Here is a 15687-nt window from a genome sequence, read left to right as displayed (position 1 = left end):
CGTCCCCTCTCAGGCTCGCTCGACGGGGGTGGTGGGCACGCTGATCTCGTCGTCCTCGCGCTTGCCGTAGGCGACCACGTCACGCACGGACGCGTTCTGGTCGACCATGCTCGCCCAGTCGGCCGCCTTGACGTTCTTGCTCATGGCCACGACGGCGGACCCGATGCTCCGGTAGGCCTGGACGATGTTGTCGATGGCCGTGCCCAGGTCTGCGTAGGCGCTGTCGAAGCCGGGGTGGCCGTCGGCGCCCTTGCGGAAGATCCTTGCGGCCTCGTCGCTCTCCGGGTTGCCGAAGTACGGGATGAGCGGCTCCAGCTCCGTGCGGAGCCGGCCGATCTTGCGGCCGATGTCACCGCCCTCGGCGTATATTGCCTGGCCGCTGCTCTCCATGCTCGAGTGGTCGATGTCCATGGCGGTCGCCTCCCCAGACGGGTGATCGCGGCCAGCCTTCACCCCTTGTGTTACCCGGAGATGACTGAGCAGTTGCGGTTGCGCACATACTGGGGCCGCGGCTCAGGCAGGAAGCACCTCCAGCGCGCCCGAGTCGCTGCGCACGCTGATCGTGCGCGGCGCGCCCGCGTCGTGGGCGGCGTCGATCCGCTTGCCGCCCGAGTCGGTCGTGGCGGTGATGGCGTACGGGCCCCCGGGCACGCGCACGACGCTCGACCCGGAGTCGGACTGCGTCTCGACGGTGTCCGGCGGCGCCTTGAAGGACAGGGTGATGCCGCCCGAGTCGGTCTGGGCGACGACCTTCTTGCCGGTCAGCTCGGTGGCCTCGATCCGGCCGGAGTCGGAGGTCGCGTCCACCTCGCCCGACAGGCCGCGCAGCGTCACCGCGCCGGAGTCGGTCCCGGCCTTGACCCGCACCCCTCGGGGCACCTCGACCTTGTAGCCGACCTCGCAGTGGAACGCGCCCAGTCCGGTCGGGCAGGCGAAGGCGAGCACCAGGGTGCCGTCCTTGACCTCGTGGCTGGTCTCGGGCTGCCGGTCGCTGCTCCAGGTGAGGGCCTCGGTGACGTGCACGCCCTCACGGTCCGACTCGATCACCTCGATCGCGCCGGAGTCCGCCTCGACCTGGAGTGCGTTCACCGTGTCGGTGACCTCGTAGGAGGCCGTGTCCGCGTTCCTGGGGCCGCCGATCCCGCACGCCGTCGTCATCGCCGCCAGCCCCAGCAGACCCGCGATCACTCCCGCTCGTCTCAGGTTCATGTCCCGATTGTCGTGACCCGGGGCCCGGCCGTCCTCAGGTGAGTCCCTGAGACCTGCCCTGAGAATCATGCCGGGACCGTCAGGGGCGGTCGAGGAATCATGCCTTGTCCAGGGGGAAGCAGTAGAGCACCCTCCAGGGAAGGACCTCCGGCGATGGACTTCAAGGACAATGTCAACCTCGACGCCTCACAGGTGGAGGATCGCGGCGGCGGTGGAGGCGGCGGCGGCAGGTTTCCCGGTGGCATGGTCGTCGGGGGCGGCGGGATCGTCAGCCTGATCGCGCTCGTCCTGGTCTTCGTGCTCAACAACATCGGCGGGGGGACCGAGCCCGGGCAGCAGCAGCCGCCGGCCAACCTGGCCCAGGAGTGCCGCACCGGCAAGGACGCCGACCAGAGCGAGAAGTGCCAGGTCGTCGGCGTGGTCAACAGCATCCAGGACTACTGGAAGACCGAGCTGGCCGAGTACCGCGCGGCCAAGACCGTGCTCTACTCCGGCGGTGTGCGCACCGCCTGCGGCGCGGCCGACTCCTCCGTCGGCCCGTTCTACTGCCCCGGCGACCAGCGGGTCTACCTGGACCTGACCTTCTTCGACGACCTGCAGTCGCGCTTCGGGGCCAAGGGCGGCCCGTTCGCGCAGGCGTACGTGATCGCCCACGAGTACGGTCACCACGTGCAGAACCTGCTCGGCGCCCTGGAGTCCGGCAGCTCGGTGGCGGTGGAGCTGCAGGCCGACTGCTTCGCCGGGGTGTGGGCGAAGAAGGCGTACGAAGGCGGCTTCTACGAGAAGGAGTTCACCCAGACCGACATCGCCGAGGCGCTCGACGCGGCGGCCGCGGTCGGCGACGACCGGATCCAGCAGCGCAGCGGCGGCCGGGTGGATCCCGAGTCGTTCACGCACGGCAGCTCGAAGCAGCGCATGGCCGCGTTCCAGCTCGGCTACGACACCGGGAATCCGGGCCGTTGCGAGGGCTCCGAGCTGGGATGAGCAGCGCGGAGAGCGCAAGCGTGCGGAATCTCTCCTAAAATCGGTGGGGTGATCTTCAAGATGGTCGGCGACGGACGGCCCTATCCCGAACATGGATTGTCCAACCGCGATTGGGCCCAGATACCGCCGCGGCAGGTCCGGCTCGACTCGTTGATCACCACCAAGGCCATGCTGGACCTGCACTCGCTCCTCGCCGCCGATTCGACGTTCTACGGTGATCTCTTTCCGCATGTGGTGCAGTGGCAGGGCGAGCTGTATCTGGAAGACGGTCTGCATCGGGCGCTGCGCGCGGCGCTGCATCAGCGGTCCATCTTGCATGCGCGAGTTCTCGAACTACCTAGTTAGTGAAAAAGGCCGCTAATCGCGGCCTTTTTCTTTTCTTACCGGCAAACCGGATGGCCCGTTCGCGCGTCTCTCCAGCACCTTTCACCCCACACGCGGGAGAGATCACGTGTCATATCCCCCAGGACCACCACCCGGACAGCAACCGCCTTATGGGTACGGCGGATACGGGCCGCCACCGCCGCCCCCTCCGCGCAAGTCCAACCTGGCGCTGATCCTGGTGCTGGCCATCGGACTGCCGCTGCTGCTGCTGGGCGGGTGCGCCGCGGTGCTCCTGACACTGGCCTCCTCCGACGCCGGCCGCACCCCGGTGGCGACGGACACCGCGACCCCCGAGGACGAGGCGCCCACGCAGGATCCGTCACAGGACCCCTCGCCGGAACCGTCGGGCGACGAGCAGCCCGTGCAGGGCGGCAAGGCCGCGTTGGGGGAGACGCTCACGCTCACCGGCTTCGAGGGCGCCGAGGTGGCCGTCACGGTCGAGAAGCTCATCGCGCCCGCGACACCGGAGAACGAGTACATCAAGCCCAAGGCAGGCCACCGGCTGGTCGCCGTCCAGGTGACGCTCGCCAACCAGGCGCAGAGCCCGTACGAGGACGCGCCGTACAACGGGGCACGGCTGATCGACGCGGAGGACCAGCAGCACAGCCCGGCCTACCACGACGTGCGGGAAGGGCAGTCCCTGGCCGGGAGCGTGACGGTGAGCGCCGGAGACAAGCGCAAGGGGCTGATCGTGTTCGAGCTGCCCGACGGGGCCGAACCCGCGACGTTCCAGTTCGGGCTCAACAGCGGCTTCGCCGACCAGAAGGGCGAGTGGGCGCTGCGCTGAACGGCGAAAGGCCCCCGCTCGGTGCGGGGGCCTTCCGGGTGGCGGTGGTGGTGGGATTTGAACCCACGGATGAGTTGCCCCATCACACGCTTTCGAGGCGTGCGCCCTCGGCCACTAGGCGACACCACCGTCGACGAGCTTACCGGATCCGGCGAGTGCCGAAGAACCTCTTTAGTACGGCCGCGCACTCCTCGGCGAGCACCCCCATGACGACCTCGGGCCGATGGTTGAGCCGGCGGTCGCGGACGACGTCCCACAGGGAGCCCACGGCCCCGCCCTTCTCGTCGACGGCCCCGTACACGATCCGGTCGACCCTGGACAGGACGGCGGCGCCCGCGCACATCGTGCACGGTTCGAGCGTGACGACGAGGGTGCAGCCGTCGAGCCGCCAGGTGCGGCGGCGGCGGGCGGCCTCGCGCAACGCGAGGACCTCGGCGTGCGCGGTGGGGTCGGCGGCGGACTCGCGGTCGTTGCCCGCGGCGGCGAGCGACTCGCCGGACGGGCCCAGCACCACCGCGCCGACGGGCACCTCCCCGCGCTCGCCCGCGGCGGCCGCCTCGGCGAGCGCCAGCCGCATGGCGGCGGCCCAGGTCACCGCAGGCGGTCGAGCTCGTCGGCGAACGCCATCCGCTCGGCCAGCACCGAGATGACGTCGGCCGGCAGCATTCCCTCTTCCATGCTGAGCTCCAGCAGCTCCTCGGAGCTGACGCCGAGGTCGCTCAGCAGCTCGAAGTCGCCGGCCGGGCGCACGCCCAGCTCGTTGCCCTCCTTGTCGGGCGCGACCCCGGCGAACTCGGCGAACAGCTCGCCCAGATGGTCGGACAGGATCGCGTGGGCGTCGGAGAGGAAGACCCGGGGCTCCTCCTCGTCGCGGTAGCGCACGATCGCGAACCATTCGTCCTCGACCTCGACGCAGAGCAGCGCCAGCTCGTCACCGGCCAGCCCGAGCGCCTCCGTCACGGCGTCGCCGAAGTCGTCGACGATCTCGACGCCGGTCAGGTCGACCTCGGCGCCGCTCCAACCGTCAGAAGTCTGGACGAAAGCCGCGGAGAAGGTGTTGGCCGCCATGTCGCTCCAGAGTCAGTCGAAGACCGATTCGATGGCGCGCTCGAACGGCTCCGAGAACCCGAGCCGCGCCGCGATGCTGGACAGGACCTCGTCCGGCAGCAGGTCGACGTCGCCGGAGAGGATGCCGAGCTCCATCTCGTCGAGCCCGAGATCCGCGAAGATCGACAGGTCGCCGGCGGGCAGGGCGGTGTCCTCGTCCTGGAGGATCTCGTCGAGCTCCTGCTCGTCGGGCACGGGCACGTCGAGATAGTCGAGCACCTGCGTGGCCAGCGGGAAGTCCCACGAGGCGGCGATGTCGGACAGGAAGACATCGACCCGCTCACCCAGGACCCGCAGCGCCACGAAGAACTCATCCCCCACGGCCACGAGGCCAACCGTGCCGCTCTCGCTCGGCTGCTGGCGGAGCGCCTTGATCAACCCCTGCAGGTCGGACGTGAGCGCGACGGGGAGCAGCTCGGCATCCCAGCGGTCATCCTCTCGATAGACCACGATGGCGAAATCGAGCGCCTCTTCGTCTGTCATCGCGATCCCCCACCCGACCCTGATCCCAGAGCCTCTCCAGTTTTCCAATCGTTCCAGAACAGGCTGCCCGCCGTGAGCCGCTCCGACCAAATTGTGATCAAAACCGGGACCACGACGTGCTGGTACGTAGCACACAAGATAGCGTTGTCCGTTATGGAAACCCTCGTCGTGGACCATCCGCTCGTGGCGCACAAGCTCACCGCGCTGCGCGATGTCCGCACCGACTCCCCCACCTTCCGCAGGCTCGCGGACGAGCTGGTGACGCTGCTGGCATACGAGGCCACCCGGGACGTCCGCGTCGTCGAGGTGACGGTCGAGACCCCCGTGTCCCCCGCGCGCGGCCTGCGGATGGCCAAGCCGCACCCGCTGGTGGTGCCGATCCTGCGGGCCGGCCTGGGCATGCTCGACGGCATGACGCGGCTGCTGCCCACCGCCGAGGTCGGGTTCCTGGGCATGATCCGCGACGAGGAGACGCTGCAGGCGGAGACGTACGCCACCCGGCTCCCCGACGACCTGTCCGGCCGGCAGTGCTACGTGGTGGACCCGATGCTCGCCACCGGCGGCACGCTCGCGGCGGCGATCAAGTTCCTGTTCGACCGGGGCGCGGTCGACGTGACGGCCATCTGCCTGCTGGCCGCCCCCGAGGGTCTGGCGTACATGGACAAGGTGTTCGCCAACTCGGGCAAGCCCATCAGGGTCGTCACGGCGGCGCTCGACGAGCGGCTCAACGAGAGCGGCTACATCGTGCCGGGGCTCGGCGACGCCGGGGACCGGCTCTACGGCGTCGTCTGACCTGCGCCAATTCCCCACCCCACGTGGCCACTTCGTTACATACTGTGATTGCATGGGTACGAAGAGTCAGGAAGACACTGGGTGTGGGGGATCACCATGAGCGTTTGTCTGACCTCCGGGGTGTGCTCGTGAACGATCACACCGAGCCGGAGTCGAGCCCGTACGCGGAGGTCGAGGCGGCGCTGCGCGAGGAGTTCGCCGGCGTCCACTCCTCGGCCACCGTGACGCGCTGCGTCGAGGCGGCCCACTACGGCGCGCTGGAGGTCACCGGCTACGCCCACCCCAACCTGGTCGAGCGGATCGCCCGCAAGCATCTCCACGTCCTGGCCCTGGTGGCCAGCGACCGTGGCTAAGCAAGATCCAAACTAGCTCGTCGTGTCACCTTTACCCCGGCTTGGGGGTGGGTAGTGTATACGGCGGGTGGAGTGGGAAGTCGGTACGGAGGCGACAGTGCAGGTCAAAAAGGTCCTCACATACGGCGGCATCGGTTTTGTCGCGTACTACCTGTTCGCACGGCCCGCTGACGCCGCTGACGCGGTCAGAGGGGCGTTCGACACCATGTTCACCGCGGCCGACTCACTGGCCCAGTTCGTGAACAATCTCGCATGAGACTTGTGACCCACGGGGACTCTGCGCCGTCGTCGGTCAACCGCTACCTACTCCCCCACGAGCAACAAGTCATCATGGTGCGGCGCCACCCCGCCGTGCTGCTCCGCCCCGTCGCCGAGGTCTTCGGCGGCCTGATCGTCGCCGGGCTTCTCAGCCGGTTCTTCAGCGGCGAGGGCGGAGGCGGCACCGCCCTCGTGGTCGTCTGGTGGTTGTGGCTGCTGCTGCTGATCCGATTTGTCTGGAAGGTCGCCGAGTGGTCTGTTGACTACTTCGTCGTCACGTCCAAAAGGATGCTTCTGACAACCGGTCTGATCACGCGCAAGGTCGCGATGATGCCCCTGGGAAAGGTCACCGACATGAGCTTCCAGCGATCTCTGCTGGGACGCATGCTCGGCTACGGCGAGTTCATCCTGGAGTCCGCCGGCCAGGACCAGGCGCTCTCCACGGTGGAGTACATTCCGTACCCGGAGACCCTGTACCTGGAGGTCTGCTCGATGCTTTTCCCTGGCAAGGACGACAGCGACGATTAATCTCCAGGTAGAGAATTCTTCACGCGGGTATACCCCATTCGGCTACTTCATGCAATCATTGCGGAGTGTTGACCCTTCCCCGCCTTGAGAGATGAGATGCCGAGTCAGGGAACCATCGGTGACCGCGTCCGAGGATTGCGGCTGAACAGGCGGATGTCGCAGGCCCAGCTGGCCGGACCCGACCTGTCGGACAGTTATGTCTCACTCATTGAGTCGGGCAAGCGCACGCCGACTCCTGTCGTCGCCCGGCTTCTGGCCGAGAGACTCGGCTGCACGACCGAGTTCCTCCTGCATGGCATAGAGCCCCGCCAACGTATCGACACCGAGCTCGGCCTGCGTCATGCCGAGCTCGAACTGCAGCACGGCGACCCCGCCGTAGCGGCCGACCGTTACACAGAGATCGTCAAGGTCGCCGACGAGGAGAACGCGATGCTGACGGCGCAGGCCCGCTTCGGCAGGGCTCGCGCACTGGAGGCTCAGGGGAGGCTCGGGCAGGCCGTCGAGGCCTTCGAGCGGCTGCGTAGGGAGGCAGCCGCTCACCCCGAACGCCTCGCCGACCTGCCGATCACCATCGCGCTGAGCCGCTGCTACCACCGGGCGGGCGACCGGCTCCGGGCCCGCGACCTGGCGTCCAAGGCGCTGGAGCAGGCCGAGCGGATGTCGATCGAGCAGGGCGAGATCGCCACCGACCTGGCACTCGCGCTGGTCGAGGCGCACTCCGACCGGACGGGCGACTCCGCCGAGCTCGCCTTCGTCAAGAGGGTCCTCGACGTCGCTGGCTTGGGCGAGATTATGGACCGTTCCGGAGAGGTCCGAGCCCTGTGGCGGGCGAGCGCCACGGCCGCCGCGGGAGAGGACTCCGCGCTGGCCGTGCGCCTGGCCGACGACGCCATCGACGCCGGTCGCGACCAGCGGATCGCACTCCAGGCGGCCCGTGCGGCCATGCGCTGGGCCCGGCTCGACTGGGCTCCCGTCGACGAGGCGGAGCGGTTCTCGTCGGCGGCCGAGCGCGTGTTCGCGTCGGCCCACCGCGAGCACGAGCGCGGCGAGGCCCTCATCGTGCTGGCCCGCGTCATGCTGCGCGCGGCTCAGCCGGAGCGGGCCGAGACGCTGACCGGCGAGGCGCTGGGGCTGCTCGGTGGCGGCACCGCCGCGGCCGAGGCGCATCTGGTGCGTGCCACGCTCGCCGTGGCCCGCCAGGCGAGCCCGGCCGACCACCTCAACGCCGCCCGCATCGTCCTCGACGGAGCAGGCCACCAGGCGTACGGCACCGACCGGACCGTCGCCAGGTGCTGGCGTGAGCTGGGCGATCTGTATGGCCAGGTCGGTGACAGGTCGCAGCAGACCGCCGCGTATCGTAAGGCCCTGGAAGCAGCCGGGGTTCGTTCGATGATGGCGGGCCTGCCGGTCGACGCGACCATCGCCCGCTGATCTTGGGGGGTTCCAGACTCGGGCATCCCGAGTCTGGAATACACTGGGGTTCACCAGTCATTGACTCATAGGATGATTGGTTTCCCCAGAGGAGGCGGACTGTGAGTCTGCGTACGGCGCAGCGGGCTTCGCTCGTCGACCAGGTGATCGACCAGCTCAAGGAGCAGATCACCACCGGCACGTGGCAGATGAACGGCAAGATCCCGACCGAGACGGTGCTCGCGGAGCAGCTCGGGGTCGGGCGCAACACCGTTCGTGAAGCCGTACGCGCGCTGACTCACGCCGGTCTGCTGGAGTGCCGTCAGGGCGACGGCACGTACGTCCGCGCGACCAGCGAGCTGTCGGGGGCCATGCTCAGGCGGCTGCGGCAGGCCGAGCAGCTGGAGATCTTCGAGGTCCGGCGCGCGCTGGAGGTGGAGGCGGCCCGGCTGGCCGCCACCCGGCGCACCGACGAGGACATCAGGCTCATCGAGGCGGCCCTGGCCGAGCGCGACCGCGCCTGGGAGCAGGACGACCCGACCCGGTTCGTGGAGACCGACCTGGCCTTCCACATGGCCGTCGCGTACGCCACACACAACCGGGTGCTCATCGACCTGTACGAAGACTTCTCGGCGGCGCTGCGGGTCAGCATCACCGCGGCCGGCACCTCACTCAACAAGACCTACATCCCGCACGACGCGATCGCCCGCGCCATCGCGGCCGGTGACGCCGCCGCCGCCGAGCGGGCCGGGCACGCCTGCATGGAGCACATCCTCATCGCGCTCACCGAGGACTGAGGCCCAGCAGGTCGGCGTGGTCGGCGGCGAACGCCTCGAACGCGCGGGCGTGGTGTCCCATCACCTCGGCGAAGTCGCCGGTCGCGTAGTCTCCCCAGCCGCTCGCGTACGCGCGGGCGTACTCGACGTTGACCGCCGCGTCCCACTCCGGCAGGCCCGCCTGGAGCATCGCCTGGTGGGCGTCCTCCGGGGCGACGGGCTGGTAGCCGACGCCGATCCTGGCGGCGGCCTCGCGCAGGGAGATGCTCTCCGGGCCGGTGATGGTGTACGTCCTGCCGTGGTGCGGCCTCGGGTCAGCGAGCACCCGGGCGGCGAAGGCGGCGATGTCGCGCACGTCGATGAGGCCCATGCCGCCCTCACCCGTCGGGCCGTACAGCGTGCCGCCGCTGACCGACCCGAAGAGGTTCTGCATGAAGAAGCCCGGCCGGATGACGGTCCAGTGCAGCCCGGAGGCGGCCAGCTCGACGTCGGACATCGCGTGCAGGCGGCCGTTGCGGGTGGGCGCGTCGTGCGCGGCGCCGATAGCCGACATCCGCACCACGTGCCGCACACCTGCCTGGCGGGCCGCCCACACGGCGTTGGAGCCGGCGTGCGGCGCGTCCGGCCCCATCGCGGTCAGCAGCCATAACGTGTCGACGCCCTTGAAGGCGTCCGTGAGCGTCTCCGGCCGGTGCAGGTCGCCCACCGCGACGTCCACCCCGCTCGGCGCTCTCGCCTGGTCACGGACGAGCACGCGCACGTCGTCCGTACCGGGCAGGGCGCGCAGCAGCGCGCCGGACACGGTGCCGGTGGCGCCGGTGATCAGCAGGGTCATGTCAGCTCTCCCTCTTCGCTGGAAACCAGCTCGTCGATCAGGTCGAAAAAGGCCCGGATGCCGGGCAGATCGCCGCCCTTGGCGCGCGAGGCGGCCAGCTGGGCGGGGCTGCGCCACTCCACGATGTCGAGCCACTCGCCGCCGGGCAGGCGGACGAGGCGGGCGCCGAGGAAGCCGTCGCGACCGGACCGGAAGCCTGCCAGCATGCCGGGACGGGCGGCCAGCAGCTCGGCGGTACGCTCCGGGGCCACACGGAATCTCGTCAGTTCCACTGTCATGGTCATTCCGTGAGCTTAATAGTAAGAATCAGTGACAGTCAATATTTGTTACTAAATGGAGGATGGCATGCGCCGGAGCGAGTGCAAGAAGATCGACCCCGACCTCGGCGTCCTGAGCAGCCGCACCCTGTTCGCCCTGCAGAAGGACCTGTTCGCCACCCTGGCCGAACAGGGCCACCCGGACCTGCGCCCGCGCCACGGCGCCGTGCTCGCCTACCTCGACGAGGAGGGCACCCGGGCCACCGACCTCGCCACCCAGTCGGGCCAGCACAAGCAGGTGATCGGCACCCTGGTGGACGAACTGGCCGAGCTCGGTTACGTCGTGCGGGAGCCCGACCCGGCCGACCGCCGGGCGAAGCTCATCGTGCCGACCGGCAAGGGCCTGGACCTGATGGCCCGCTCCGACGCGGTCGTGGCCGCCATCGAGCGGCAGCACGCCGAAGCCGCGGGCGAGGCCGACTACGCCGTGTTCAAGCGGGTTTTCCGGCTCGTCGCCGCGCGCCAGTCAGGTCAGGCGGAGTGACATCACCAGGTAGCGGAAGGCGGGGTCGGCGTCGCCGGGCACGTCCTGGATGAGGGCGGGCCGGGTCGGCGACTCCATGTGGATCGCCACCGTCTCGGTCTCGATGCCGGTGAGCCCGTCGAGGAGGAACTGCGACTGGAAGGCGATCTGGATGTCGTCGCCGCGCAGGTCGCACTCCACCACCTCGGCGCCGCGGCCGATGTCGCCGCCGCCCGCCTGGATGAGCACCTGGCCCTGACTGAACGACAGCCGGATGGCGGTGTTGCGCTCGGCCACCAGCGCCACCCGCTTGACGGCCGCCACGAACGGGGCCACGCGCACGTCGGCCCTGATCGACCACTGGGCGGCCAGCCGGCCGCGGTAGTCGATGAACTGCTCGTCGAGCAGGCGCACGGTGGTGCTGCGGCCCACGCTCTCGAACCCGGCCACCCCGTCGCCGAGCGCGACCTGCACCTCGCCGCCGCGCAGCGACCTGGCCACCTCCACCAGCACCCGGGCGGGCACCATGGCGGACACCGCGGTGCCGGGGCTGACCGGCCGCCACTCGAACTCGCGGGCGGCGATGCGGTAGCGGTCGGTGGCGGCCATCGTCACCGACTCGCCCTCCACGTCGACCCGGATGCCGGTGAGCATGGGCAGCGTGTCGTCGCGGCTGGCCGAAGGCGCCACCTGGCCCACGGCCGAGGCGAACACGCCGCCGCCGATGGCGCCGATGGCGGGCGGCATCGTCGGCATGGTCGGAAAGTCCTCGACCGGCATGGTCACCAGGCCGAACTCGGCGCTGCCGCAGGTCAGCACCGCCTCCTGGCCCTCGGTGACGATCTCCACATCGTCTTCGGGCAGGCTCCGGCTGATCTCGGCGAGCAGGCGGCCGGGGATCAGCACGCGGCCGGCCTCGGCCACGTGGGCGTCGACCTCGGCCCTGGCCGAGACGTCGTAGTCGAACGCGGACAGGCTCAGCTCCTCGCCCGCCTCCAGCAGCAGGCCGGACAGCACCGGGGTCACAGGGCGGCTGGGCAGGACCCTGGCGGCCCAGGCGACGGCGTCGGCCAGAACGTCACGGTTAACCCGGATCTTCACCTGATCGAGCCTTTCTTCTCGGCATGCCCTTAGAAGGTATCCGAGGCCACCGACAAAGCCCTCCGGTCAGCGGCTGTTCAGGTAGGCCAGGACCGCCAGCACCCTGCGGTTGTCGTCGTCGGACGGGGCCAGGCCGAGCTTGCCGAAGATGCCGGCGGTGTGCTTGGCCACGGCGCTCTCGCTCAGGTAGAGACGCTGGGAGATCGCGGCGTTGGAACGCCCTTCTGCCATCTGCTCCAGGACCTCGCGCTCACGCGGGGTGAGCGCGGCCAGCGGTTCGTTCTTGGCGTTGCTGGCCAGCAGCTTCGAGATGACCTCCGGGTCCATCGCGGTGCCGCCTGCCGCGACCCGGCGCACCGCGTCGACGAACTGCTCGGCGTTGAACACCCGGTCCTTCAGCAGGTAGCCGATGCCGCCGGAGCCGCCGGCCAGCAGCTCGCGCGCGTAGAGCTGCTCGACGTGCTGCGACAGCACCAGGATCGGCAGCCCCGGCACCTTCTTGCGCGCCTGGAGAGCCGCCTGCAGCCCCTCGTCGGTGAACGTCGGCGGCAGCCGCACGTCGACGACCGACACGTCGGGACGCAGCTCCACCAGGCCCTTGAGCAGCTCGGGCCCGCTCTCCACGGCGGCGACCACGTCGAACCCGTGCGCCTGCAGCAGGTGGACCAGCCCGTCCCTGAGCAGGTAGAGGTCTTCGGCGACGAGAACCCTCTTCATCAGCAGAGCCCCATGTCCCCGGCAAGCGGCTGGGGCGCCCGCGGACTTCCCTTGTGGTGGGCCGGGATGGCCACCGCGGCCACGTACATGGCCGTACCGAGCAGGATCATGAAACCGACGGCCGGCCACCGCCACGCCTCGGGCAGGTGCAGCGCGAGGAACCAGCTCTTGTGCTCGAAGTCGATCGCGGTGAAGATGCCGGCCACGATCCCCTGCGGGAACAGCGGGCACCAGGCCGTCGCCCACAGCGTCACCACCGTGACCGTCTTCCAGCGCGGCAGCTTGGGCAGGTCGCCGGCCCAGTGCTGGGGCAGCACCTTCGGCAGCTCCATGGTCACCGTGGTCGGCCCGCCCGGCGGACTGTTGAACGCCATCACGCCGTCGAAGGCCGCCAGCCGGGTCTCGATCCCGGCCAGCCCGCTGCCCTTGGCCGGGTCGGCGCCGCCCCAGCCGTCGTCGGTGACCGTGATGCGGAGATTGGGGCCGTTGCTGCTGATGTCGATCGCCACCGACTCGGCCCCGCCGTGCCGGGCGGCGTTGGACAGCAGCTCGCTGACCGCGAAGTAGGCGGCCGCCTCCACCGGCGCCTCCGGCCGGTGCGGCAGGTCGACCTCGACCGACACCCGCAGCGCGCTGTCCATGGCCAGCGCCCGCACCGCGTCGCCGAGCCCGCGCTCGGCCAGCACCGGCGGGTGGATGCCGCGGATCACCCGGCGCAGCTCGGTGAGCGTCTCCGCCGAAGCCTCCCTGGCCTTGGCCATCAACGCCCTGGCCGCCTTCGGGTCGGACTCCATGAGCTGCTCGGCGGCGCCGATCGTCATGCCGAGCGCCACCAGCCTGGCCTGCGTGCCGTCGTGCAGGTCGCGCTCGATCCTGCGCATCTCGGCGGCCTGCGTGTCGACCGCGAGGTTGCGTACCCGGTTGAGGTGGTTGACCTGGCCGACCAGGCGGCTGGACGCGGTCGCGGCGAGCAGCAGCTCGCACCAGAGCCCGTACACGCGCAGGCCGCGCCCCGGCAGCAGGATGAGCAACGGCAGCAGGATCACCTTGATCAGCGGGTCGAGCAGCAGCCACAGCGCGTCACGCCAGGTCGCCGGGTCGGTGACCAGCCAGCTCCAGCGGTCGTTCCAGGCCGGCATCCGGGGCGTCTTGTAGAGCGTGCGGTGCGACCGGTAGAGCCCGTCGGCCTGCGGCTGCGGGGGCGGCGGCTGCGGCAGGTAGGGCGGCTCGATCACGATCCCGGACGAGGCGCCCACCAGCCGGCGCGTCGTCGCCGTCACCCACCTGATCATCCGCACCTGCGGCGGGAACAGGAACACCATGCCCAGGCCGAAGGACAGGACCAGGCTCAGGAACGAAGACACGATGGCCAGCAGCTCGGCGGCGACGAGCGCCAGCAATCCCAGGACGTGACCGAACTTCCGCACCATGCCTCCAGTGTGGAGGATCAGCCGAGGCCCGCACAGTGCACCTAAGTACACCCTTGCCCGGCAACCAGCACGATTCCTCCCCGGAACCGGCGTCCCTAGCGTCTTCACCATGAACGTCATCGAGGTGAAGAACCTCCACAAGCGCTACAAGGACCACGTGGCGGTGGACGACGTGTCGTTCGAGGTACAGGCCGGAGAGATCTTCGGCATCCTCGGACCGAACGGGGCGGGCAAGACCACCACCGTCGAGTGCGTGTCGGGGCTGCGCGTCCCCGACGGCGGCACCCTCCGGGTGGCCGGCATCGACCCGGTGCAGGACAGGGACGCGCTCCGCAAGGTGCTGGGCGCCCAGCTGCAGAGCGCCGCGCTGCCCGAGAAGATCAAGGTGTGGGAGGCGCTCGACCTGTACGCGTCCTTCTACCCCGACCCCGCCGACTGGCAGGAGCTGCTGGAGCGGGTCGGGCTGGACGCCAAGCGCGACACCATGTTCGGCAAGCTCTCGGGCGGCCAGCGCCAGCGGCTGTCCGTCGCGCTCGCGCTCGTCGGCAAGCCGCGCATCGCCGTGTTGGACGAGCTGACCACCGGGCTCGACCCGCAGGCCCGCCGCGACACCTGGGAGCTGATCGAGCAGGTGCGCGACTCCGGCGTGACGATCGTGCTCGTCACCCACTTCATGGAGGAGGCCGAGCGGCTCTGCGACCGCGTGGCGCTCATCGACTCCGGCCGCGTCGCCGCCGTCGACTCCCCCGCCGGGCTCGTCGCCGGGATGGGCGGCACGCAGACCGTGCGGTTCCGGCCGTCCGCCCCCGTGGCCGACTCCGTCCTGCTGGCCCTGCCCGAGGTCACGGAGGTCAGGCGCACCGGCGACCAGGTGGTCGTCACCGGCACCGGCAACCTGGCCCCCGCCGTCACGCTCGCGCTCGCCGAGCAGCGGATCGTCCCCAACGACCTGCGGATCGAGCAGGCCACGCTGGACGACGCGTTCCTCGCACTCACCGGAAGGAAGCTGGCATGAAGAAGATCCTGTTGGTCGAGACCAAGCTGCTCGCGCGGGAGTTCCAGATCGTGTTGTTCGCCCTCGCGCTCCCCGTCAGCCTGCTCGTGGTCCTGGGGCAGATTCCCGCCCTGCGCAAGGCCGACCCGAACCTGGGCGGGGAACGGTTCATCGACGCCCAGCTACCTGCCCAGATGATCCTGCTCGCCCTGCTGACGACCGCTTTCACCGTGCTGCCCGGCGCGATGGCCGCCTACCGGGAGCAGGGCGTGCTGCGCCGGATGTCGACCACGCCGATGCACCCGGCCCGGCTGCTCGGCGCGCAGCTCCTGCTCAATCTGGCCATCGTCGTCGTGAGCGCCGTCGTGGTGATCTTCACGGGATGGCTGGTGCTCGGCTCACAGATTCCGCAGCAGGTCTTCGGTTTCCTGCTGGTGTACCTGCTCGGCACCGCCGCGATGCTGGCCCTCGGCCTGGTGATCGCCTCCGTCGCGCCCAACAGCAAGGCCGCGCCCGGCATCGGGTCGCTGGTGATGTTCCCGCTGCTGTTCGTGGCGGGCATGTGGATCCCGCGCGAGATCATGCCGGACACGCTGCGCACGATCAGCGACTACTCCGTGGTCGGGCCGTTCGTCAACGCGATGCGCGACACCTGGGCGGGCGACTGGCCGCAGCTGCCGCACCTGGCCGTCATGGTCGCCGGGCTGGTGCTGTTCTCCGGGCTCGCCGTACGCCTGTTCAAGTGGGAGTAGCTTGTGG

General features: G+C 69.9%; 22 protein-coding genes and 1 tRNA gene. 12 read left to right on the top strand and 11 right to left on the bottom strand.

Annotated features, from left to right (window positions below; translation table 11 throughout):
- Positions 1-9: 9 nt before the first annotated feature.
- Both ACGFI7_RS36225 and ACGFI7_RS36220 read right to left on the bottom strand, forming a co-directional pair.
- Positions 10-411 (bottom strand): hypothetical protein, encoded by a 402-nt coding sequence (locus ACGFI7_RS36225; RefSeq protein ID WP_393412775.1) that lies wholly within the window; start codon positions 409-411, stop codon positions 10-12.
- A 102-nt stretch (positions 412-513) separates the two neighbouring features.
- The gene (locus ACGFI7_RS36220; protein WP_393412773.1) at positions 514-1209 is read right to left on the bottom strand and encodes a DUF4097 family beta strand repeat-containing protein; all 696 of its coding nucleotides are present in this window, start codon (positions 1207-1209) and stop codon (positions 514-516) included.
- 153 nt (positions 1210-1362) lie between these two features.
- On the opposite strand from ACGFI7_RS36220, the gene ACGFI7_RS36215 reads away from it, so the two are divergent.
- From ACGFI7_RS36215 to ACGFI7_RS36205, 3 genes are all read left to right on the top strand, one after another.
- Entirely contained in the window at positions 1363-2193 is an 831-nt protein-coding gene (locus ACGFI7_RS36215; protein ID WP_393412771.1) for a neutral zinc metallopeptidase, read from the top strand.
- A gap of 48 nt (positions 2194-2241) precedes the next feature.
- Positions 2242-2538, top strand: a complete 297-nt coding sequence (locus tag ACGFI7_RS36210) for a type II toxin-antitoxin system VapB family antitoxin (RefSeq protein WP_270154174.1) — start codon at positions 2242-2244, stop codon at positions 2536-2538.
- A gap of 106 nt (positions 2539-2644) precedes the next feature.
- Positions 2645-3364, top strand: a complete 720-nt coding sequence (locus ACGFI7_RS36205) for a DUF4352 domain-containing protein (protein ID WP_393412769.1) — start codon at positions 2645-2647, stop codon at positions 3362-3364.
- 39 nt (positions 3365-3403) lie between these two features.
- Here the strand turns inward: ACGFI7_RS36205 and ACGFI7_RS36200 are convergent.
- From ACGFI7_RS36200 to ACGFI7_RS36185, 4 genes are all read right to left on the bottom strand, one after another.
- A tRNA-Ser gene (locus ACGFI7_RS36200) sits at positions 3404-3493 on the bottom strand.
- 10 nt (positions 3494-3503) lie between these two features.
- Positions 3504-3941: a tRNA adenosine(34) deaminase TadA gene (gene tadA, locus ACGFI7_RS36195; protein ID WP_393412871.1), complete on the bottom strand. Its 438-nt coding sequence runs from the start codon at positions 3939-3941 to the stop codon at positions 3504-3506.
- Between the two features lie 14 nt (positions 3942-3955).
- A complete protein-coding gene (locus tag ACGFI7_RS36190) occupies positions 3956-4432 on the bottom strand; it encodes a tRNA adenosine deaminase-associated protein (RefSeq protein WP_393412767.1) in 477 nt (158 codons plus the stop codon).
- A 12-nt stretch (positions 4433-4444) separates the two neighbouring features.
- Positions 4445-4954 (bottom strand): tRNA adenosine deaminase-associated protein, encoded by a 510-nt coding sequence (locus ACGFI7_RS36185; protein WP_393412765.1) that lies wholly within the window; start codon positions 4952-4954, stop codon positions 4445-4447.
- A 153-nt stretch (positions 4955-5107) separates the two neighbouring features.
- On the opposite strand from ACGFI7_RS36185, the gene upp reads away from it, so the two are divergent.
- The 6 genes from upp (at position 5108) to ACGFI7_RS36155 (ending at position 9092) form a co-directional block, all read left to right on the top strand.
- Positions 5108-5746, top strand: coding sequence for a uracil phosphoribosyltransferase (upp, locus tag ACGFI7_RS36180; protein WP_393412763.1), 639 nt, complete (start codon positions 5108-5110; stop codon positions 5744-5746).
- 128 nt (positions 5747-5874) lie between these two features.
- On the top strand, positions 5875-6099 hold the full coding sequence (locus tag ACGFI7_RS36175; protein ID WP_393412761.1) for a hypothetical protein: 225 nt from the start codon (positions 5875-5877) through the stop codon (positions 6097-6099).
- 97 nt (positions 6100-6196) lie between these two features.
- Positions 6197-6355 (top strand): hypothetical protein, encoded by a 159-nt coding sequence (locus ACGFI7_RS36170; RefSeq protein ID WP_364292885.1) that lies wholly within the window; start codon positions 6197-6199, stop codon positions 6353-6355.
- The gene (locus tag ACGFI7_RS36165; protein WP_393412759.1) at positions 6352-6885 is read left to right on the top strand and encodes a PH domain-containing protein; all 534 of its coding nucleotides are present in this window, start codon (positions 6352-6354) and stop codon (positions 6883-6885) included. Before ACGFI7_RS36170 ends, ACGFI7_RS36165 begins: the two co-directional genes overlap by 4 nt.
- Positions 6886-6981: 96 nt before the next feature.
- Positions 6982-8316, top strand: coding sequence for a helix-turn-helix domain-containing protein (locus ACGFI7_RS36160; protein WP_393412757.1), 1335 nt, complete (start codon positions 6982-6984; stop codon positions 8314-8316).
- A gap of 101 nt (positions 8317-8417) precedes the next feature.
- Complete coding sequence (locus tag ACGFI7_RS36155) at positions 8418-9092, top strand: FadR/GntR family transcriptional regulator (protein ID WP_393412755.1); 675 nt, start codon at positions 8418-8420, stop codon at positions 9090-9092.
- Here ACGFI7_RS36155 and ACGFI7_RS36150 read toward each other — a convergent pair.
- Both ACGFI7_RS36150 and ACGFI7_RS36145 read right to left on the bottom strand, forming a co-directional pair.
- A complete protein-coding gene (locus ACGFI7_RS36150) occupies positions 9079-9906 on the bottom strand; it encodes an NAD(P)H-binding protein (protein WP_393412753.1) in 828 nt (275 codons plus the stop codon). The two genes, ACGFI7_RS36155 and ACGFI7_RS36150, sit on opposite strands and share 14 nt — an antisense overlap.
- Positions 9903-10190, bottom strand: a complete 288-nt coding sequence (locus tag ACGFI7_RS36145) for an antibiotic biosynthesis monooxygenase family protein (protein ID WP_393412751.1) — start codon at positions 10188-10190, stop codon at positions 9903-9905. Before ACGFI7_RS36145 ends, ACGFI7_RS36150 begins: the two co-directional genes overlap by 4 nt.
- 61 nt (positions 10191-10251) lie before the next feature.
- On the opposite strand from ACGFI7_RS36145, the gene ACGFI7_RS36140 reads away from it, so the two are divergent.
- Positions 10252-10707, top strand: a complete 456-nt coding sequence (locus ACGFI7_RS36140) for a MarR family winged helix-turn-helix transcriptional regulator (protein WP_393412749.1) — start codon at positions 10252-10254, stop codon at positions 10705-10707.
- Here ACGFI7_RS36140 and dnaN read toward each other — a convergent pair.
- The 3 genes from dnaN to ACGFI7_RS36125 form a co-directional block, all read right to left on the bottom strand.
- Positions 10690-11787 (bottom strand): DNA polymerase III subunit beta, encoded by a 1098-nt coding sequence (gene dnaN / locus ACGFI7_RS36135; protein WP_393412747.1) that lies wholly within the window; start codon positions 11785-11787, stop codon positions 10690-10692. The two genes, ACGFI7_RS36140 and dnaN, sit on opposite strands and share 18 nt — an antisense overlap.
- A 66-nt stretch (positions 11788-11853) precedes the next feature.
- On the bottom strand, positions 11854-12504 hold the full coding sequence (locus ACGFI7_RS36130) for a response regulator (RefSeq protein ID WP_393412746.1): 651 nt from the start codon (positions 12502-12504) through the stop codon (positions 11854-11856).
- Entirely contained in the window at positions 12504-13934 is a 1431-nt protein-coding gene (locus tag ACGFI7_RS36125) for a sensor histidine kinase (protein WP_393412744.1), read from the bottom strand. Before ACGFI7_RS36125 ends, ACGFI7_RS36130 begins: the two co-directional genes overlap by 1 nt.
- 109 nt (positions 13935-14043) lie before the next feature.
- Between ACGFI7_RS36125 and ACGFI7_RS36120 the strand changes: the two genes are divergently transcribed.
- Positions 14044-14949 (top strand): ABC transporter ATP-binding protein, encoded by a 906-nt coding sequence (locus ACGFI7_RS36120; protein ID WP_393412742.1) that lies wholly within the window; start codon positions 14044-14046, stop codon positions 14947-14949.
- Positions 14946-15680, top strand: a complete 735-nt coding sequence (locus ACGFI7_RS36115) for an ABC transporter permease (RefSeq protein ID WP_393412740.1) — start codon at positions 14946-14948, stop codon at positions 15678-15680. The genes ACGFI7_RS36120 and ACGFI7_RS36115 overlap by 4 nt, the downstream gene beginning before the upstream one ends.
- The last annotated feature ends 7 nt before the right edge of the window (positions 15681-15687 follow it).

The sequence above is a fragment of the Nonomuraea sp. NPDC048826 genome, from assembly GCF_043198225.1.
In the GTDB taxonomy this organism is placed as follows: domain Bacteria; phylum Actinomycetota; class Actinomycetes; order Streptosporangiales; family Streptosporangiaceae; genus Nonomuraea.
This window is presented reverse-complemented; position numbering and strand designations above follow the sequence as displayed.